General features: G+C 67.6%; 16 protein-coding genes. 12 read left to right on the forward strand and 4 right to left on the reverse strand.

Translation table 11 applies throughout. The features are described 5' to 3' along the window. Positions 1-9: 9 nt before the first annotated feature. The 3 genes from KOF26_RS15060 to KOF26_RS15070 form a co-directional block, all read right to left on the reverse strand. Entirely contained in the window at positions 10-930 is a 921-nt protein-coding gene (locus KOF26_RS15060; protein ID WP_216326775.1) for a 50S ribosomal protein L11 methyltransferase, read from the reverse strand. Next, positions 920-1,627 carry an SDR family NAD(P)-dependent oxidoreductase gene (locus tag KOF26_RS15065; protein ID WP_216326777.1) on the reverse strand — a complete coding sequence of 236 codons (708 nt, stop codon included), beginning with the start codon at positions 1,625-1,627 and terminating at the stop codon, positions 920-922. Before KOF26_RS15065 ends, KOF26_RS15060 begins: the two co-directional genes overlap by 11 nt. A 123-nt stretch (positions 1,628-1,750) precedes the next feature. Further along, complete coding sequence (locus tag KOF26_RS15070) at positions 1,751-3,109, reverse strand: methyl-accepting chemotaxis protein (RefSeq protein ID WP_216326780.1); 1,359 nt, start codon at positions 3,107-3,109, stop codon at positions 1,751-1,753. A gap of 145 nt (positions 3,110-3,254) precedes the next feature. Between KOF26_RS15070 and sdhC the strand changes: the two genes are divergently transcribed. The 12 genes from sdhC to KOF26_RS15130 all read left to right on the forward strand — a co-directional run bounded on the left by sdhC (position 3,255) and on the right by KOF26_RS15130 (position 18,342). Then, on the forward strand, positions 3,255-3,680 hold the full coding sequence (gene sdhC, locus KOF26_RS15075) for a succinate dehydrogenase, cytochrome b556 subunit (protein ID WP_216326782.1): 426 nt from the start codon (positions 3,255-3,257) through the stop codon (positions 3,678-3,680). Continuing rightward, entirely contained in the window at positions 3,680-4,069 is a 390-nt protein-coding gene (gene sdhD / locus KOF26_RS15080) for a succinate dehydrogenase, hydrophobic membrane anchor protein (protein ID WP_216326784.1), read from the forward strand. Before sdhC ends, sdhD begins: the two co-directional genes overlap by 1 nt. Beyond that, positions 4,069-5,856 carry a succinate dehydrogenase flavoprotein subunit gene (gene sdhA / locus KOF26_RS15085; RefSeq protein ID WP_216326786.1) on the forward strand — a complete coding sequence of 596 codons (1,788 nt, stop codon included), beginning with the start codon at positions 4,069-4,071 and terminating at the stop codon, positions 5,854-5,856. The genes sdhD and sdhA overlap by 1 nt, the downstream gene beginning before the upstream one ends. Positions 5,857-5,865: 9 nt before the next feature. Beyond that, a complete protein-coding gene (locus KOF26_RS15090; protein ID WP_216326789.1) occupies positions 5,866-6,651 on the forward strand; it encodes a succinate dehydrogenase iron-sulfur subunit in 786 nt (261 codons plus the stop codon). A 118-nt stretch (positions 6,652-6,769) separates the two neighbouring features. Next, on the forward strand, positions 6,770-7,957 hold the full coding sequence (gene zapE, locus KOF26_RS15095; RefSeq protein ID WP_216326792.1) for a cell division protein ZapE: 1,188 nt from the start codon (positions 6,770-6,772) through the stop codon (positions 7,955-7,957). Positions 7,958-8,061: 104 nt separating this feature from the next. After that, positions 8,062-9,024, forward strand: coding sequence for a malate dehydrogenase (gene mdh, locus KOF26_RS15100; protein ID WP_216326794.1), 963 nt, complete (start codon positions 8,062-8,064; stop codon positions 9,022-9,024). A 93-nt stretch (positions 9,025-9,117) separates the two neighbouring features. Beyond that, positions 9,118-10,002 (forward strand): succinate--CoA ligase subunit alpha, encoded by an 885-nt coding sequence (gene sucD / locus KOF26_RS15105; protein WP_216326797.1) that lies wholly within the window; start codon positions 9,118-9,120, stop codon positions 10,000-10,002. A gap of 60 nt (positions 10,003-10,062) precedes the next feature. Next, complete coding sequence (locus KOF26_RS15110) at positions 10,063-12,972, forward strand: 2-oxoglutarate dehydrogenase E1 component (protein ID WP_216326811.1); 2,910 nt, start codon at positions 10,063-10,065, stop codon at positions 12,970-12,972. A gap of 31 nt (positions 12,973-13,003) precedes the next feature. After that, entirely contained in the window at positions 13,004-14,287 is a 1,284-nt protein-coding gene (odhB, locus tag KOF26_RS15115) for a 2-oxoglutarate dehydrogenase complex dihydrolipoyllysine-residue succinyltransferase (protein WP_216326814.1), read from the forward strand. 10 nt (positions 14,288-14,297) lie between these two features. After that, the gene (gene lpdA, locus KOF26_RS15120; protein ID WP_216326817.1) at positions 14,298-15,695 is read left to right on the forward strand and encodes a dihydrolipoyl dehydrogenase; all 1,398 of its coding nucleotides are present in this window, start codon (positions 14,298-14,300) and stop codon (positions 15,693-15,695) included. Positions 15,696-15,862: 167 nt separating this feature from the next. Then, complete coding sequence (locus KOF26_RS15125; RefSeq protein WP_216326820.1) at positions 15,863-16,516, forward strand: hypothetical protein; 654 nt, start codon at positions 15,863-15,865, stop codon at positions 16,514-16,516. Between the two features lie 122 nt (positions 16,517-16,638). Next, positions 16,639-18,342, forward strand: a complete 1,704-nt coding sequence (locus KOF26_RS15130) for an acyl-CoA dehydrogenase (RefSeq protein WP_216326823.1) — start codon at positions 16,639-16,641, stop codon at positions 18,340-18,342. A gap of 182 nt (positions 18,343-18,524) precedes the next feature. On the opposite strand, the gene KOF26_RS15135 is transcribed toward KOF26_RS15130, so the two are convergent. After that, the gene (locus tag KOF26_RS15135; protein ID WP_216326826.1) at positions 18,525-18,872 is read right to left on the reverse strand and encodes a GntR family transcriptional regulator; all 348 of its coding nucleotides are present in this window, start codon (positions 18,870-18,872) and stop codon (positions 18,525-18,527) included. Positions 18,873-18,881: the final 9 nt, after the last annotated feature.

The following is an 18,881-nucleotide window of genomic DNA, read 5'->3' on the forward strand; positions in this document are numbered from 1 at the left end:
CAGGGAGGATCACCACATCTGCCGCTTGCGCAGGCGTAGCGTCGGCCAATCCCCGCGGTCGATGCGGTCGGCCAGGCGCAGGCGCTGACGGCGATAGGCGCGTGCCACCGGCTCGGCCTGGTGGTCGAGCAGGCCGGCGAGGATCAGCGTGCCGCCGGGGGCCAGCGCGTCGGCGATGGCGGGCGCCATCTCGATCAACGGTCCGGCGAGGATGTTGGCGATGATCAGGTCGTAGGGCGCCGCCGCCTTCAGCAGCGCATCGTTCATGCCGTCGGCGACGACGAGGCCGAGTTCGCCCCGGCCGCCGCCGAGCGCCACGCCGTTGGCCTGCGCATTTTCCAGCGTCACTTCGATCGATACCGGATCGATGTCGGAGGCGATGGCGCGCGCGCGCGGCCACAGGTTGAGCGCAGCGAAGGCGAGCAGCCCGGTGCCGGTACCGAGATCCAGAACGTCCGCAAAGCGGGCGCCCTGGCGGCGCATCCGGTCGAGCATCATCAGGCAGCCGGTGGTCGTCTCGTGCTGGCCGGTGCCGAAAGCGCGGCCGGCCTCGATCTGAAAGGCGACGGCGTCCTCGGGCACCTCATCGGCATGGGCGGCGGTGTGGACGAAGAAACGGCCGGCGCGGATCGGCTCCAGCCCCGCCTGGGAGAGGATCAGCCAGTCCTGCTGCGGCACCGTCTCCACCGCCAGTGTCCGGCCGGCGGCGCTGGGCACCAGCGCGCGCAGCATGGCGAGGCTGGCCTTGTCCGGCTTCGTCTCGAAATAGGCGTCCAGCCGCCAGTCGTCGGGGCGGGTGGGGTCGGGCTCGCTGGTCATCAGCACCGGCGGCTCGTCGAGCTGGGCCAGCGCGCCGATATCGCCCGCGATCGCCTCGCCCTCCGCCTTGGTACACGGCAAGGTGACCTTCCAGCATTGCTCAGCGGACATAGGACGCCCCGTTCACATCGAGCACGGCGCCGGTCATCGACGGCGGCGCCGCGAGGGACAGGAAGGCCACCGTCTCGGCGACCTCGGCGGGATCAGCCACCCGGCCGAGCGGGATGTCGGCAAGCAATTTGTCGCCGCCGCGACTGGCCAGATAATCCTCCGCCATGCCCGTCATCGTGAAGCCCGGGCAGACCGCGAAGGCGAGAATGCCGCGCGCCGCATAGCCGCGCGCGATCGACTTGGTCATTGCCACCATGCCGGCCTTGGACGCGGCATAATGCCAGTGGGCCGGCGAATCGCCCCGGTAGGCTGCCCGGCTGGCGACGTTGACGATGCGCCCGCCCCGCTCCCCGAAATGGGAGACGGCGAGGCGGCACAGCTCGGCGCTGGCGGTGAGGTTGATGCGCATCGTCCGCTCCCACTGGCCGAGCCATTCATCGTCGGGCAGGTCGATCGGAGCGGCTTCGAACACCCCGGCATTGTTGATCAACACGTCGATGCGGCCGTCGAGCCGGGCCAGCGCCGCCTGCCATAGCGCGGTGGCGGCGCCGGGCTGCGAGAAGTCGGCGCCGATCGCGCTGTCCGATTCGCGCGAGGCGTGGCCGACGATGCGGGCCTGGGGCGCAAGGCGCTGGATGATCGCCGCGCCGATGCCGCGACTGGAGCCGGTGACGAGGATGTGCGGTGTGTCTGCCATCCGCCGGCGATAAATCGGCGGGGGCGGCGTGGGAAGTGGGCCTCGGCCTCATTTCCCTTCGCCACCGTCCGGCATCGTCATCGTCAGGGCGACGGGACTTTTCCGGAGGAGCGCACGCGCGCCCTAAGCCGCGATCCGCGCCACGAAATCTCCGGTCGCTTCCTCGAGCCCGGCGATCTGGTTGTCGACGTGCCGGAAGCCGGCCTCGAGCTGGTCGATCTCCGAGGCGACATGCTCGGTGTCCTGGCGGATGGCGGCGATGGTCCCGGACATGGAATCGGCGGCGAGGGCGGTCTCGTCGACGGCGGCGGTGATCATCGTCACGGTATGGGCCTGCGCCTCCATCGTCGTGCGGATGCGCTGGGCGGACTGGCGCACCTCACCGACAATGTCGCGGATCGAGCCGTTGGCGGCGACGGTCTGGCGGGTCGCGGCCTGAATGGCGGCGATCTTGGCGGCGATCTCGTCGGTGGCGCTGGCGGTCTGGTTGGCGAGGCTCTTCACCTCCTGCGCGACAACGGCGAAGCCGCGGCCGGCATCGCCCGCGCGCGCCGCCTCGATGGTTGCGTTGAGCGCGAGCAGGTTGGTCTGGCCGGCGATGTCGCGGATCAGGCCGAGGATCGATTCGATGGCCTGGGCGTGGCCGGAAAGCGCCTCCGACACGCTGACCGCAGCGACCGACTGCTCGGAGGCGCGAGTGGCGATGTCGGTGGCGATCTCGACCTCCGAGCGCGCTTCCTCGATGGCGCGGATCAGGCCGGCAGCGGTTTGCGCGGCCTCGCGCATGGCGATGGCGGATTGTTCGGCGGCGGCGGCGACGTCGGAAGCCTTGCCGAGCATGCCCCGCGTCGCGCCCGAGGTGCTGGCGGTCTGGTCGCGCAGCCGCGCCGAGCCTTTGGAGGCATCGCCCAGCATCGCCACGATGCGATTGCGAAAGCTGTTGCTGGCGGCGGCGCGGGTGGCGATCTCCTCCTCCTGCTGGCGGCGGCCATTTTCGGCGAGGATGATCTCGATATCGATGATGTTGAGGCGATGCAGCGTGGTGCAGGCGCGCAGCACCCAGGCATTGTCGTCCGGATTGTCGCGCTCGACGCGGACGACCAGTTCCTCGGTCAGGCGGATGAGGCAGTCGACCAGCTGCGGCGCGCTGGCCCGGCTGGCGAAGATGTCATGGCCGCGGCGTGCCGTTGCCATGACCCACGCGGCGTCGATCGGCCGCGTCATGCGGCTGCGCGCGCTTTGCACGAAGCGCTCGATATAGGCGGCCTGATCGGCCATGCCGGGAAAGAGCAGGGGAAGCTCGCGCAGCCAGAAGGCGCGCGACACCTCTTCCAGCGCCGGACCGGATCGGCCCCACAGCTCGGTAAGGTCGCGCGACAGCGCCCCGTCGCGCGCATACAGGGCGGCGCGCTCGGCGATCCCCTGATCGCTCATCAGGACGTGCGGGCCTCCGGCGGTCGCAACGACGGCGGACTCGATCATGACAGATGCTCTCTTCGCAAGCGGTGGTCGGCCATTGGATAGGCGCCAAAGGTAAATGCCGTCTTAGTCACCAGGAGGGCGAGGGGGCGGTTGCAAGCATGGCGCGATGCGGTAAAGGCTGAATATATATTTCGGGGAAATGCTCATGGCTGGTGCGAAAAACAGGCCGCTGTCGCCACATCTGACCATCTGGAAATGGGGGCCGCACATGCTGGTCTCCATCCTGCACCGCGCCACGGGCACGGCGATGGCGATCGGCGGCGGCGTGATGTTCGTGTGGTGGCTGGTCGCGGCCGCGTCGGGCAAGGATGCCTATGCCCGCTATGTCGACCTGATGACCGCTGACCAGGGCCATTTCAGCCTTGCCGGGCTCAATCTCGTCCCGTTCATCGTCCTGTTCGGGCTGAGCTGGTCCTTCTTCCAGCATATGTCGAGCGGCCTCAGGCACTTCCTCATGGATACCGGCGCCGGCTTCGAGCTTGCCACCAATCGCAACTGGGCGCGCATGACGCTGGTGGCGAGCGTCCTCCTCACCGTCCTCTTCTGGGCGATCATCTGGAGCAAGCACTGATGGGTACGGGTACCGGCATCGGCCGCGTCCGGGGTCTCGGCTCGGCCCGGCACGGCGTTTCGCACTGGCTGCTCCAGCGGCTGACGGCATGCGGCAACCTGCTGCTTGTCATCTGGTTCCTGGTGTCGCTCCTGCGCCTGCCGGCGCTCGATTACGCCACGGTGACGGCTTGGATCGCCTCGCCGCTGGTGGCGGTGCCGCTGATCCTGCTCACCATCTCGGTATTCTGGCACCTGCGCATCGGCCTGCAGGTGTTCATCGAGGATTATGTGCATGAGGATGGCGGCAAGATCGCGCTCCTCGTGCTGCTGACTTTCTACGCGATCGGCGGGGCGGCGCTGGCCATCTTCGCCATCGTCCGCATCGCCCTTTCCGGAGCTGCCGCCTGATGCCTGCCGCCTATCAGATCATCGACCATGTCTATGATGCCGTGGTCGTCGGGGCCGGCGGCTCGGGCCTGCGCGCCACGATGGGCATCGCCGAGGCGGGCCTCAAGACGGCCTGCATCACCAAGGTATTCCCGACGCGCAGCCATACCGTCGCAGCGCAGGGCGGCATCGCCGCCAGCCTCGGCAACATGGGCCCGGACCACTGGACCTGGCACATGTACGACACCGTCAAGGGCTCCGACTGGCTCGGCGACCAGGACGCGATCGAATATATGGTTCGCGAGGCGCCGGCCGCGGTCTATGAGCTCGAGCACGCCGGCGTGCCGTTCAGCCGTACCGACGCCGGCAAGATCTACCAGCGTCCGTTCGGTGGCATGATGCAGAATATGGGCGAGGGTCCGCCCGCGCAGCGCACCTGTGCGGCTGCCGACCGCACCGGCCACGCGATGCTGCATGCGCTCTACCAGCAGAGCCTGAAATACGACGCTGACTTCTTCATCGAATATTTCGCGCTCGACCTGATCATGGAGGACGGCGTCTGCAAGGGCGTGATCGCGCTCTGCATGGAGGACGGCACCATCCATCGCTTCCGCTCGCAGGCGGTGGTGCTGGCGACGGGCGGCTATGGCCGCTGCTATTTCTCGGCGACCTCCGCGCACACCTGCACCGGCGACGGCGGCGGCATGGTATTGCGCGCCGGCCTGCCGCTCCAGGACATGGAGTTCGTGCAGTTCCACCCGACCGGCATCTACGGCGCGGGCGTGCTCATCACGGAGGGCGCGCGCGGCGAGGGCGGCTATCTCACCAACAGCGAGGGCGAGCGCTTCATGGAGCGCTACGCTCCTTCGGCCAAGGACCTCGCCAGCCGCGACGTGGTGTCGCGCTCGATGGCGATGGAAATCCGCGAGGGCCGGGGCGTCGGCAAGAACAAGGACCACATCTACCTGCACCTCGATCATATCGATCCCAAGGTGCTGCACGAGCGGCTGCCCGGCATCACCGAGACCGGCAAGATCTTCGCCGGCGTCGACCTGACGCGCCAGCCGCTGCCGGTGGTGCCGACCGTCCATTACAATATGGGCGGCATCCCGACCAATTATCACGGCGAAGTCGTCACCCTGAAGAACGGCAATCCGGACACCGTCGTCCCCGGCCTGTTCGCGGTGGGCGAGGCGGCATGCGTTTCGGTCCACGGCGCCAACCGCCTCGGCTCCAACTCGCTGATCGACCTGGTCGTGTTCGGCCGCGCCACCGGCCATCGCATCGCCGAGCTGGTCAAGCCGAATTCCAAGCACGGGCAGATCGTCAGCTCCGAGGATGATCGCGCGCTCGCCCGGCTCGATCGCTTCCGCAACGCGGCCGGCGGCTCTCCGACCGCAGAGATCCGCGCCAATATGCAGCGCACCATGCAGGCCGATTGCGCGGTGTTCCGTACCACCGCGTCATTGCGTGAGGGCATGGAGAAGATCGACAATGTCGCCGCCAGCCTGCAGGATGTCGGCATCTCCGACCGCTCGCTGATCTGGAACACCGATCTGGTCGAGACGCTGGAGCTCGACAACATGCTGCCGCAAGCGGTGGTGACGATGCATTCCGCCGCCAATCGCCAGGAAAGCCGCGGCGCGCACATGCACGAGGATTTTCCGCAGCGCGATGACGCGACATGGATGAAGCATACCATCTCGTGGTTCGAGAAGGGCGCCGTCCGCCTCGATTATCGTCCGGTCCACGAATACACGCTCACCGACGAGGTGAGCTACATCAAGCCCAAGGCGCGGGTTTACTGAGGTCTCGACATGGCTGAATTTTCGCTGCCCAAGAACTCCGTCATCACCAAGGACGGCAAGGTCCACAAGGCCGAGGCCGGGGCGAAGGACGTCCGCACCTTCCGCATCTATCGCTACGATCCGGATACGGGCGAGAACCCCCGCTACGACACGTTCGAGGTCGATCTGGCGGAGTGCGGGCCGATGGTCCTCGACGCGCTGATCAAGATCAAGTCGGAGCAGGATGCGTCGCTGACTTTCCGCCGCTCCTGCCGCGAAGGCATCTGCGGCTCCTGCTCGATGAACATCGACGGCACCAACACGCTCGCCTGCACCCAGGCGATCGAGGACATCAAGGGCGATGTCCGCATCACCCCGCTGCCGCACATGGACGTGATCAAGGACCTAGTGCCGGACTTCACCCATTTCTACGCCCAATACGCCTCGATCCGCCCGTGGCTGCAGACGGTGACGCCGGCGCCTTCGGGCAAGGAGCGGCTCCAGTCACCGGACGATCGCGCCAAGCTCGACGGCCTTTACGAGTGCATCCTGTGCGCCTGCTGCTCCACCTCATGCCCGAGCTATTGGTGGAATTCGGACAAGTTCCTTGGGCCGGCGATCCTGCTCCAGGCCTATCGGTGGCTGGCCGACAGCCGCGACGAGATGACCGGCGAGCGGCTGGACGAGCTGGAGGATCCCTTCCGCCTCTATCGCTGCCACACGATCATGAACTGCTCGAACGTCTGCCCCAAGGGCCTGTCACCGGCGCGCGCCATCGCCGAGGTCAAGAAGATGGTGGCCGAGCGCGCGATCTGACGAGGAACGACGGGGGAGCGACACGCATCAGGGCAGGGAAGAAGGTTGGGGACTGGTCGCGCCAGATCCGAACAACCCTCTTCCCTGAAACGGAGAGGGCTCCTAGGTCCGCTCCTGAATGACCACGCTCCTCGAACGCTACCAGGCCCTCGTCGGCGCCGGCGAACTCCGTCCCGACCCCGACCAGCAGGCCACCGCCGCGCGGCTGGATCGGCTGGCGGCTGAACTTGCCGATCCGCCGTCCGCCGGCCTGATGGACCGGCTGCTTCGCCGCCGCCCGCCGACCGTGCGCGGGCTCTACCTGTGGGGCGGGGTAGGGCGCGGCAAGTCGATGCTGATGGACCTGTTCTACGAGACCGCGACCGTCGAGCCCCGCCGCCGCGTCCATTTCCACGAATTCATGCTGGAGGTGCACCAGCGCCTCAACCATGTCCGCCAGCACGAGGCGGGCGATCCGATCGCCCCGGTCGCAGCAGCGCTGGCGGCGGAGGCGCGACTGCTCTGTTTTGACGAGATGGTCGTCAACAACATGGCCGATGCGGCCATCCTGTCGCGGCTGTTCACGGCGCTGCTCGACGCGGGCACGACGATCGTCACCACCTCCAACCGGCCGCCGCGCGATCTCTACAAGGACGGGCTCAACCGCGAACTGTTCCTGCCGTTCATCGCGCTGCTCGAGGAGCGGCTCGACGTCATCTCGCTCGACGGGCCGACCGACTATCGGCTGGAGCGGCTGGGCGGCGCGCCGACCTGGTATGTGCCGAACGGCCCGGTGGCGACCGAGGCGCTGTCGCGCGCCTTTTTCCGCCTCACCGATTATCCGGTCGAGGATCGCGCCCATGTCCCCTCGGAAGAACTGGCCATCCCCGGCGGGCGCAGCATTCATGTGCCAAAGGCCCTGAAAGGCGTCGCCGTGTTCTCGTTCAGGCGATTGTGCGGCGAGCCGCGCGGCGCGGCCGACTACATCGCCATCGCCCGGCATTTCCATACCGTGATCATCGTCGGCATCCCGGTGATGGGGCCGGACAAGCGCAACGAGGCGGCGCGTTTCAAGACGCTGGTCGATGCGTTCTACGAGCATAATGTGAAGCTGCTCGCCGCCGCCGATGCCGAGCCCGCCGGCCTCTATCCGGACGGCGACGGCGCCTTCGAGTTCGAGCGCACCGTTTCCCGGCTCATGGAGATGCAGTCGCAGGACTATCTGGCGTCGGGCCACGGGGTCGGCCGGGAGTTGGAAAGTCGCCCAGATCCGACGTCATTGAGCGCCCGCAATATAAAGTCGCGAAACACTGCCCAAAGCGGTTGAACCGTTAAGCAAGCGGGTTTAAGCGGACCCCGCTCCACGCCTTTGGTCGTCCCTTTTTGCGGCCACCTCGCGTGGCATGTGGACGATAATTTCGGGGAGTGGGCATGGCTCGCAAGAAGATCGCGCTGATCGGCGCAGGCATGATCGGCGGCACGCTGGCGCATCTGGCCGCCATCAAGGAATTGGGCGATGTCGTCCTGTTCGACGTGGTGGAGGGCGTGCCGCAGGGCAAGGCGCTCGATCTGTCCCAGTCCGGCCCGGTCGAGGGCTATGACGTGGCGCTCAAGGGCACCAATGATTATGCCGACATCGCCGGTGCCGATGTGTGCATCGTCACCGCCGGCGTCGCCCGCAAGCCGGGGATGAGCCGCGACGATCTGCTCGGCATCAACCTGAAGGTGATGAAGTCGGTCGGCGAGGGCATCGCCGCCAACGCGCCGGACGCCTTCGTGATCTGCGTCACCAACCCGCTCGACGCGATGGTGTGGGCGCTGCGCGAATTCTCCGGCCTGCCGCACAACAAGGTCGTGGGTATGGCCGGCGTGCTGGATTCCGCGCGCTTCCGCCATTTCCTCGCGGAGGAATTCAAGGTGGCGATGGCGGACGTGACCGCCTTCGTGCTCGGCGGCCATGGCGACACGATGGTGCCGGTCGTCGAATATTCCACGGTCGCGGGCATCCCGGTGCCGGATCTGATCGCGATGGGCTGGTCGACCAAGGAGCGCATCGACGAGATCGTCAAGCGCACCCGTGGCGGCGGCGGCGAGATCGTCGCCCTGCTCAAGACCGGCTCGGCCTATTATGCGCCGGCGACCAGCGCCATCGAGATGGCCGAGGCCTATCTCAAGGACAAGAAGCGGGTGCTGCCCTGTGCGGCCTATCTGGACGGCGAATATGGCGTCGACGGCCTCTATGTCGGCGTGCCGATCGTGATCGGCGCGGGCGGCGTCGAGCGCATCGTCGAGATCAAGCTCAACGACGAGGCCAAGGCCAACTTCCAGGTCTCGGTCGATGCCGTGAAGGAACTGCTGGTCGCCTGCAAGGGCATCGAGCCTTCGCTGGCCTGACGCTGGGCTGACACCACGCCGCGCCTGGTAACGGGCGCGGCGCTTCATCATATCCCCGGTCCCGCCGGGGAGCGGAAGGGACCGGAAACGAACATGTCGATCCTCGTCAACGCGAACACCAAGGTCATCTGCCAGGGCATCACGGGCGCCCAGGGCACGTTCCACTCGGAGCAGGCCATCGCCTATGGCACCAAGATGGTCGGCGGCGTCACGCCGGGCAAGGGTGGGCAGACCCATATCGGCCTGCCGGTGTTCGACACCGTCCGGGAGGCGGTCACCGCCACCGGCGCCGACGCCTCGGTCATCTACGTGCCGCCGCCCTTCGCGGCCGACTCCATCCTCGAGGCGATCGACGCCGAGGTGCCGCTGATCGTGTGCATCACCGAGGGCATTCCGGTGCTCGACATGGTCAAGGTGAAGCGCGCGCTGTCCGGTTCGAAGTCGCGCCTGATCGGGCCGAACTGCCCGGGCGTGCTGACGCCGGGCGAGTGCAAGATCGGCATCATGCCCGGCAACATCTTCTCAAAGGGCTCGGTCGGCGTCGTCTCGCGCTCCGGCACGCTCACCTATGAGGCGGTGTTCCAGACCAGCCAGCAGGGCCTTGGCCAGACCACCGCGGTCGGCATCGGCGGCGATCCGGTGAACGGAACCAACTTCATCGACGTGCTGGAGTTGTTCCTGGCCGATGACGACACCAAATCCATCATCATGATTGGTGAGATCGGCGGTTCCGCCGAGGAAGACGCGGCGCAGTTCCTCAAGGACGAGGCGAAGCGCGGCCGCAAGAAGCCGATGGTCGGCTTCATCGCCGGCCGCACCGCGCCTCCGGGCCGCCGCATGGGCCATGCCGGCGCCATCGTTTCCGGTGGCAAGGGCGGCGCCGAGGACAAGATCGCCGCCATGGAAGAAGCGGGCATCCGCGTCTCCCCCAGCCCGTCGGAGCTGGGGACGACGTTGAAGGCTCTGCTTAACGGATAGGAACTAGGCACAGGTCCGCCGTTCTATTCCGGACGGCGAGCCGCCCGAAGGACAGGTGTGATGGGATACGAGACTCTGGATTTCGCAGGCGTCGAAGGGGTGAGCCCCAGCTTCGTGGAATCCTTGTACCGGGCGTATGCGGCGAACCCGAACGCGGTCGACGCGGGCTGGCGCGGCTTCTTCGAGGGGCTGGACCGGACCGCGCTCGGCGGCCCGAGCTGGGCCAACCGCAACTGGCCGCCGTCCGATACCGACGCGCTGATCGCCGGGCTCGATCCCACCCAGATGACGCCGGCACCGGCGCCGGCCAAGGGCGGCAAGCCGGCTGCGGCCGCCGCCGCTCCGGCTGCTGCCGCGGCTCCGTCGGTCGAGGCTCTGGCCGCCGCGGCGCGGGATTCGATCAGCGCGATGATGCTGATCCGCACCTATCGCGTGCGCGGCCACCTTGCCGCCGATCTCGATCCGCTGGGCATGGCCAAGCGCGATCTGCCGGCGGACCTCACGCCTGAATATCACGGCTTCACTGGTGCCGATCTCGATCGTCCGATCTATCTCGGCGGCGCGCTCGGCGTCCAGCACGCCACCGTGCGCGAGATCGTCGACATCCTGCGCCGCAATTACTGCGGCAAGGTCGGCCTTGAATATATGCACATCGGCGACGTCGAGGAGCGGCGCTTCCTGCAGGAGCGGATGGAAGGCAAGGACGCCGAGATCCACTTCACCAACGAGGGCAAGAAGGCGATCCTCGCCAAGGTCATCGAGGGCGAGCAGTACGAGAAGTTCCTCGGCAAGAAGTATGTCGGCACCAAGCGCTTCGGTCTGGATGGCGGCGAATCGATGATCCCGGCGCTGGAAAGCGTCATCAAATATGGCGGCGCCGCCGGCGTGCGCGAGATCATCTTCGGCATGGCCCATCGCGGCCGCCTGAACGTGCTCGCGAATGTGATGGCCAAGCCGTACAAGGTGATCTTCCACGAGTTCGCCGGCGGCTCGGCCAACCCCGACGATGTCGGTGGCTCGGGCGACGTGAAGTACCACCTCGGCACCTCCACGGACCGCAGCTTCGACGGCATCAACGTCCACATGTCGCTGGTGCCCAACCCGTCGCACCTCGAGGCGTCCGATCCGGTCGTGCTCGGCAAGGCGCGTGCCAAGCAGACCAAGGTCGACGATCTCAAGCGCGAGACGGTGCTGCCGGTGCTGCTGCACGGCGACGCCGCGTTCGCGGGGCAGGGTATCGTCGCGGAGTGTTTCGGCTTCTCGGGCCTGGTCGGCTACAATACCGGCGGCACGATCCATTTCGTGATCAACAATCAGGTCGGCTTCACCACCTCGCCGCAGTTCGCGCGCTCCTCGCCCTATCCGTCGGATATCGCGAAGATGGTGCAGGCGCCGATCCTGCACGTGAACGGCGACGATCCCGAGGCCGTCACCTTCGCCACCAAGCTGGCCACCGAGTTTCGCCAGACGTTCAAGCGCGACGTGGTCGTCGACATGTGGTGCTATCGCCGCTTCGGCCACAACGAGGCGGACGAGCCGAGCTTCACCCAGCCGCTGATGTATGACGAGATTCGCCAGCATCCGCCGGTGTCCGCCATCTATGCCGAGCGGCTGATCGCCGAGGGCGTGATCGACGACAGGTTCGTCGACGAGCATGCCGACGCCTTCGTCGCCAGGCTCGACGAGGAATTCGCCGCCGCCAAGGGCTACAAGGCCAATGAAGCGGACTGGTTCGGCGGCGAGTGGGAAGGGCTCTCCATCCCCGCCGAGACGATCAACGAGCGCCGCGCCGCGCAGACCGGCATCGTGCCGGCGCGCATCGCCGCGCTCGGCGAGGTGCTGACCACCATCCCCGAGGGCTTCACCCCGCACAAGACGCTGGTCCGCATCCTCGACGCCAAGCGCAAGACGTTGCAGGACGGCGAGGGCATCGACTGGGCGACCGCCGAGGCGCTGGCCTTCGGCACGCTGTTGCAGGACGGCTATGGCGTGCGCCTTTCCGGCCAGGATGTCGGCCGCGGCACCTTCTCGCAACGCCATGCGGTGTGGACGGACCAGAAGCTCGGCACCAGCTATATCCCGCTGTCGTCGATCGATCGCGGATTCCAGGTGCTGAACAGCCCGCTGTCCGAATATGGCGTGCTCGGCTTCGAATATGGCTATGCCTCGACGGCGCCGAAGACGCTGGTGTTATGGGAAGCGCAGTTCGGCGATTTCGCCAATGGCGCGCAGATCATCATCGACCAGTTCATTGCCGCCGGCGAGGTGAAGTGGCTGCGCGCCAACGGCCTCGTCATGCTGCTGCCGCATGGTTACGAAGGGCAGGGGCCGGAACATAGTTCGGCTCGCCTTGAGCGCTATCTCCAGCTCTGCGCCGAAGATAATATGCAGGTCGCGAACTGCACGACGCCGGCCAATTACTTCCACATCCTGCGCCGGCAGATGCTGCGTCCGTTCCGCAAGCCGCTGATCATCATGACGCCCAAGTCGCTGCTGCGGCACAAGGCGGCGGTGTCGTCGATGGCCGATTTCGCCGAGGACAGCCGCTTCCACCGCGTGCTCGACGATCCGTCCGCGCCCGATCCCCAGGGGGTGACGCGGCTCGTGCTGTGCTCCGGCAAGGTCTATTACGATCTCGCCGAGGCGCGCGATGCGGCGGGCGACACTTCCACGATGATCCTGCGCTTCGAGCAGCTCTATCCCTTCCCGGGCGATGTGCTGGCCGAAGTGCTGGCCAAGCTGCCGAAGCTGGAGACGATCGTCTGGGCGCAGGAGGAGCCGAAGAATGCCGGCTCCTGGTTCTTCGTCGAGCCGCTGATCGAGGAAGTGCTGGCCAAGGCGGATGTCGCGCCCAAGCGCGCGCTCTATGCGGGCCGCGCCGCCGGTGCCGCCACCGCCACCGGCTTCGCCAAGCGCCACCAGCAGGAGCAGGAGGCGCTCGTCGCCCAGGCTCTCGGCCGTTCCGCCTGACCGACTAACGAATATACTGAGGACGAAGATCATGGCGACCGATGTGAAGGTGCCCACGCTGGGCGAGTCGATCACCGAGGCGACCTTGGGCCAGTGGCTCAAGAAGCCGGGCGAGCCGGTGAAGGCCGATGAGCCCATCGCCAGCCTCGAGACGGACAAGGTCGCCGTCGAGGTGCCTGCGCCCGTCGCCGGCATCATGGGTGCCCATGCCGTGGCCGAGGGCGACACGGTGAATGTCGGCGCGGTGATCGCGGTGATCGAGGCGGGTAGCGGCGCCGCCGCCCCGGCTCCGGCCGCCGCCGCGCCGGCCGCTCAGACCCCGGCCTCGCTCAAGGCCGCCGATCCGGTGCCGGAGCCGGCGCTGCGCAGCGATGCCGCACCCGCCGCCGCGACCGAGGAGGATGACGGCTCGCCGCTGACCCTGTCGCCGGCGGTGCGTCGCCTCGTGCTCGAACTCGGGGTCGATCCCTCGGGCATCAAGGGCACCGGCAAGGATGGCCGCCTGACCAAGGACGACGTGCTCGCCGCGGCCAAGACCGCGCCCAAGGCCGCCCCGGCCCCGGCCGCCGCCGCCGCTCCGTCTGCGACCGCCCCCGCCGCCGCGGCGACGGGCGAGCGCCGCGAGGAGCGGGTGCGCATGACGCGCCTGCGCCAGACGGTCGCGCGCCGCCTCAAGGAAGCGCAGAACACCGCCGCGATGCTCACCACCTTCAACGACGTCGACATGACGGCGGTGATCGAGGCGCGCGCCAGGTACAAGGACCTGTTCGAGAAGAAGCATGGCGTCCGCCTCGGCTTCATGGGCTTCTTCGTGAAGGCCGCCTGCATGGCCTTGAAGGACATTCCCGCCGTCAACGCCTCGATCGACGGCGACGATATCGTCTATCACGATTATGCCGACATCTCGGTCGCGGTTTCCGCGCCGAACGGGCTGGTCGTGCCGGTGATCCGCGACGCGCAGTCGCTGTCCGTCGCCGGCATCGAGAAGACCATCGGCGATTTCGGCAAGCGCGCCAAGGATGGGACGCTCAAGATGGACGAGATGAAGGGCGGCACCTTCACCATCTCCAATGGCGGCGTGTTTGGCTCGCTGATGTCGACCCCGATCATCAATCCGCCGCAGTCGGCCGTGCTCGGCCTGCACCGCATCGAGGATCGTCCGGTGGTGCGCGACGGGCAGGTCGTCGTCCGCCCGATGATGTATCTCGCGCTTTCCTACGATCACCGGCTGATCGACGGCCGCGAGGCGGTGACCTTCCTCGTCGCGCTGAAGAACGCGATCGAGGATCCGACACGCCTGCTGATCGACCTCTGAGGACTCACCAATGGCTGATTATGATTTCGACGTCCTCGTCATCGGCTCCGGCCCGGGCGGCTATGTCGCCGCGATCCGGGCGGCGCAGCTCGGGCTGAAGACGGCGTGCGCGGAGAGCCGCGAGACGCTGGGCGGCACCTGCCTCAATGTCGGCTGCATCCCGTCCAAGGCGCTCCTCAACGCGTCGGAGAAATATGAGGAGGTGCATTCCGGCCTGCTCGCCAAATATGGCGTGAAGGCGGAGAATGTCTCGCTCGATCTCGATGCCATGCACGGCCAGCGTATCGAGGCGGTGAAGGGCCTCACCGGCGGCATCGAGTTCCTGTTCAAGAAGAACAAGGTCGAGTGGCTGAAGGGCCGCGCGAGCTTCGAATCCGCCGACACGGTGAAGGTCGCCGATCGCACCGTGCGCGCGAAGAACATCATCATCGCCACCGGTTCGTCGGTGACGCCGCTGCCCGGCGTCGCCATCGACCAGAAGGTGGTGGTGGATTCCACCGGCGCGCTGGAGCTGCCCAGGGTCCCCGGCCACCTCGTCGTCATCGGTGGCGGCGTGATCGGGCTGGAGCTGGGTTCCGTGTGGGGCCGGCTCGGCGCCAGGGTGACGGTGGTCGAATATCTCGATCAGCTGCTGCCGGGCATGGACGGCGATGTGCGCAAGGAAGCCGCCAAGCTGTTCAAGAAGCAGGGCATGGAGCTGCGCCTGTCGACCAAGGTGACCGGTGTCACCGTCAATGGCGACAAGGCCACCCTGACGATCGAGCCGTCGGCCGGCGGCGCCGCCGAAACGCTGGAGGCCGACGTCGTGCTCGTCTCGATCGGCCGCCGCCCGAATACCGATGGCCTCGCCCTCGACAAAGCCGGCCTCGCCACCAACGCCCGCGGCCAGATCGAGGTCGACGATGAGCTCGCTACCGCGGTGAAGGGCATCTGGGCGATCGGCGACGTCACGCCCGGCCCGATGCTCGCCCACAAGGCGGAGGACGAGGGCATCGCGGTGGCCGAGAACATCGCCGGCCTGACCGGCATCGTGAACCACGATGTCATTCCGTCGGTGGTCTACACCCACCCGGAGATCGCCGCCGTCGGCCTCACCGAGGAGCAGGCCAAGGAAAAGGTGGGCGAGATCAAGGTCGGCAAGTTCCCGATGCTGGCCAACAGCCGCGCCAAGACAATCGGGGAGAAGGACGGCTTCGTGAAGGTTATCGCCGACGCGAAGACCGATCGCGTGCTCGGCGTCCACATCATCGCCGTGCCGGCGGGCACGATGATCGCGCAGGCCGCGCAGGCGATGGAATTCGGCGCCACCTCCGAGGACATCGCCTATACCTGCCACGCCCACCCGACCCATTCGGAAGCGGTGAAGGAAGCCGCGATGGCCGTCAGGGACAAGCCGATCCACATCTGAGCCTTGAGGGGGGGGCGGTCGCCCCCTTCTCTTTCACCCGGTCCATTTGCGTGGCGCGGGCGCCTTCGTCCGCTCGCCTTTGTTCCGGAACGAGGAACCGCCCCGAGGAACCGCTTCGCCCGGCCGCCCGTATTAGGCAGTCGTTGCAGAAGCGGAGTGATCCTTTGATGCGTGCCCTGATCCTGTCGGTCTCGATCCTCGCCCTCGGCCTGTCCGCCTGCGGAAAGAAGCCGGACCTTGCGCTCTCCGACGATCCGGTGACGCGGGCAGCGCAGTGCGGCGTGGTGGCGACGGCGGGCGCCCGGCTCGCGCAGACCGACGTGCGCGCGCCCGTGCCCTTCGAAACGCGCGCCCGCGTGCTCCACTATGCGTTGCTCACCGGCACCACGGCCCCCGGCTTCGACGCCGACAAGGCCGGCGCGGTGCTGAAGGCGCTGCCCGCCGCCGAGCCGGCGATCACCGGCGGCAAGTGGCAGCCGCTTGGCACCGCTTGCGATGCCGCCTATCCGGAGACGACGGCGCCGGCGCGCCTGCCTGCCTCCAGCCTCGACGCCCAGCTCGGCTGCTCGCTGCTCGCCGATTATGTCGAGACAGCTTTGCGCACTCAGGAATCGACTTACACCAAGGATCTCGACCCGATTCACAAGATGCGCCTCGGCCTCGACAACAGTATCGGCGCCAAGCTCGCCCGCGCCGGCAAGAAGGACGGCGAGGATCAGAAGGCGTCGCGCGACAAGGCGATGAACGCCATCGCCCATGCCGGCGCTGCGAGTGAGGTGCTGGCGGCGTGTGTGAAGCGCTATCCGCCGGCCGAAAGCTGAGGCGGGCTGGCCGCCCCATCCACCGTCGTCTCGCTGAAGGCGGCCCAGCATGGCGATCCCCGCTGCCCGGCGGGGACTTGTGCGTGCTTTCCTCTTTGCCGTCAGGGCGATAGGCTCGAGCCATGCCCTATGTCGCCCCTGTCGCCGAGCAGCGCTTCGTCCTCGATCATATCGCCGGCCTTGCCGAGATTGCTGCGCATGAGCGGTTCGCCGCTGCCTCGCCGGATACGGTCGAGGCGATCCTGGTGGGGGCGGGCGAATTCGCCGAGGGAGTGTTCGCCCCGCTGAACCTGCCGGGCGATCGCGCCGGCGCCACGCTTACCGCCGAGGGGGTGGTGACGCCCCCCGGCTTCCGCGAGGCATGGCGCGCCTATGTCGAGGGCGGGTGGAACAGCCTCGCCGCGCCGGCCGAGCATGGCGGCATGGGCCTGCCCTTCGTGCTGGCCGCGGCCGTGCAGGAGGATCTGGGCTCGGCCAATCTGGCTTTCTCGCTCTGCCCGATGCTATCGACAGGCGCGGTGGAAGCGCTGGCGAGGCATGGCACGGCCGAGCAGCAGGCGGCGTGGCTGCCGAAGCTCGTCACCGGCGAATGGACCGGCACGATGAATCTCACCGAGCCGCAGGCGGGATCCGATGTCGGCGCGCTGCGCAGCACCGCCACCCGGCTGCCCGATGGCCGCTATGCGATCAGCGGCACCAAGATTTTCATCACCTGGGGCGAGCATGACCTGGTCGACAATATCGTCCACCTCGTCCTCGCCCGCACGCCCGGCGCGGCCGCGGGGACGAGGGGCATCTCGCTGTTCATCGTACCGCGCTTCAATGCCGACGGCGCCGCCAACGACGCTTATTGCAGCGCGCTGGAACACAAGCTCGGCATCCACGCCTCGCCGACCTGCGTGATGCATTACGGCGAGCAGGGCGCGTGCATCGGCGAGATCATCGGCGGCGAGGGCGAGGGCATGCGCGCCATGTTCACGATGATGAACGTGGCGCGTCTCAACGTCGGCCTGCAGGGCGTGTCGATCGCCGAGCGGGCGACGCAGGCGGCGGTGGATTATGCGCAAAGCCGCATCCAGTCGGCCCGCGCCGGCGCCGCCAGCCGCGAGCCGGTGGCGATCATCGGCCATCCCGATGTACGGCGCATGCTGCTGCGCATGAAGGCGTTGACCCAGGGCGCGCGGGCACTCGTTTATTTCGCGGCGTCCCAGGTGGATCGCGCGGCGGCCGGGGAGGCGGGCGCCAAGGCTCGCGCCGACCTGCTGACCCCGCTCGCCAAGGCATGGGGCACCGATATCGGCTGCGAGGTCGCCAGCCTCGGTCTGCAGGTACATGGCGGCGCCGGCTATATCGAGGAGACCGGCGCTGCCCAATATTTCCGCGATGCCCGCATCGCCCCCATCTACGAGGGCACCAACGGCATCCAGGCGGCCGATCTGGTGACGCGCAAGCTCGGGCTGGAGGAGGGCGCAACGCTCGATCGGCTGCTGGCCGAGATCGCCGCCGCCGCGGCCGTTGCGCCGCCGCTGGCAATGTTGGCCGAGGCGGTGGCGAAGGATGCGCGCTGGCTGCACGGCGCGTCGATCGACGATCGGCTGGCCGCCAGCTATCCGTTCCTGACGATGCTTGCGGTGGCGACCGCCGGCATGCTGATGGCGCGTCAGTTGAGCGCCGCTGACGGGGAGGGGCCGTTCCTGGCGATGAAGCGCGCCGCCTGCCGCTTCTTCCTCGATCGCATCGTGCCCGAGGCGCCCGGCCTGTCGGCGCAGGTTTCGGCCGGGGCGGCGCCGCTCTACGCCGTCGACGACGAGGCGTTCCGCGCCTGACGCTCAGCCCGGAAGATCGGCGTGGCCGGGATGACCCTGATGTCCGCGATAAGCCCGGCGTTTCTGGCAGAAATTCGCCGACCTTCGCTTTCCCGTTCCTTGCGACGCTGTTCGATTTCCGCGCTGCTCACGAGCCGTCGATCGGACGAGAAGATCCGCGAATGTGCGGCCGAAACGATCGTTCAGGCGGGGATTTCGCCCAGCATTTCAGCCGGATCGAGCCCGAGCCGCTTCATGCGGGTGACGATGCGCGGCCATTCCTCGCGCACGAAGCTGTCGCGTTCCGCCCGGCGCAACGCGTCCGCCGCACCGGGCGCAACGAACATGCCGACGCCGCGGCGTACCACCACCAGCCCCTCGTCCTGGAAGGTCTGATAGGCCTTGGCGACGGTGAGTGGATTGGCGCCATATTCGGCGGCGAGACTGCGCACCGAGGGCAGGCTGTCGCCATCGCCATAGGTGCCGTCGAGGATCGCCTCGGCGATGATATCGCGCAGACGGAGATAGACGGGGCGTTCCTCGGTGCTCATCAGGCGCCA

Source organism: Sphingomonas quercus, from assembly GCF_018863195.1.
Classification (GTDB): Bacteria; Pseudomonadota; Alphaproteobacteria; order Sphingomonadales; family Sphingomonadaceae; genus Solisphingomonas; species Solisphingomonas quercus.

Bases quoted from the DNA above. Each gene is read 5' to 3' on its own strand.
- KOF26_RS15060 (WP_216326775.1), bottom strand. From the start codon at position 930: ATGTCCGCTGAGCAATGCTGGAAGGTCACCTTGCCGTGTACCAAGGCG.
- KOF26_RS15065 (WP_216326777.1), bottom strand. From the start codon at position 1,627: ATGGCAGACACACCGCACATCCTCGTCACCGGCTCCAGTCGCGGCATC.
- KOF26_RS15070 (WP_216326780.1), bottom strand. From the start codon at position 3,109: ATGATCGAGTCCGCCGTCGTTGCGACCGCCGGAGGCCCGCACGTCCTG.
- sdhC (WP_216326782.1), top strand. From the start codon at position 3,255: ATGGCTGGTGCGAAAAACAGGCCGCTGTCGCCACATCTGACCATCTGG.
- sdhD (WP_216326784.1), top strand. From the start codon at position 3,680: ATGGGTACGGGTACCGGCATCGGCCGCGTCCGGGGTCTCGGCTCGGCC.
- sdhA (WP_216326786.1), top strand. From the start codon at position 4,069: ATGCCTGCCGCCTATCAGATCATCGACCATGTCTATGATGCCGTGGTC.
- KOF26_RS15090 (WP_216326789.1), top strand. From the start codon at position 5,866: ATGGCTGAATTTTCGCTGCCCAAGAACTCCGTCATCACCAAGGACGGC.
- zapE (WP_216326792.1), top strand. From the start codon at position 6,770: ATGACCACGCTCCTCGAACGCTACCAGGCCCTCGTCGGCGCCGGCGAA.
- mdh (WP_216326794.1), top strand. From the start codon at position 8,062: ATGGCTCGCAAGAAGATCGCGCTGATCGGCGCAGGCATGATCGGCGGC.
- sucD (WP_216326797.1), top strand. From the start codon at position 9,118: ATGTCGATCCTCGTCAACGCGAACACCAAGGTCATCTGCCAGGGCATC.
- KOF26_RS15110 (WP_216326811.1), top strand. From the start codon at position 10,063: ATGGGATACGAGACTCTGGATTTCGCAGGCGTCGAAGGGGTGAGCCCC.
- odhB (WP_216326814.1), top strand. From the start codon at position 13,004: ATGGCGACCGATGTGAAGGTGCCCACGCTGGGCGAGTCGATCACCGAG.
- lpdA (WP_216326817.1), top strand. From the start codon at position 14,298: ATGGCTGATTATGATTTCGACGTCCTCGTCATCGGCTCCGGCCCGGGC.
- KOF26_RS15125 (WP_216326820.1), top strand. From the start codon at position 15,863: ATGCGTGCCCTGATCCTGTCGGTCTCGATCCTCGCCCTCGGCCTGTCC.
- KOF26_RS15130 (WP_216326823.1), top strand. From the start codon at position 16,639: ATGCCCTATGTCGCCCCTGTCGCCGAGCAGCGCTTCGTCCTCGATCAT.
- KOF26_RS15135 (WP_216326826.1), bottom strand. From the start codon at position 18,872: ATGAGCACCGAGGAACGCCCCGTCTATCTCCGTCTGCGCGATATCATC.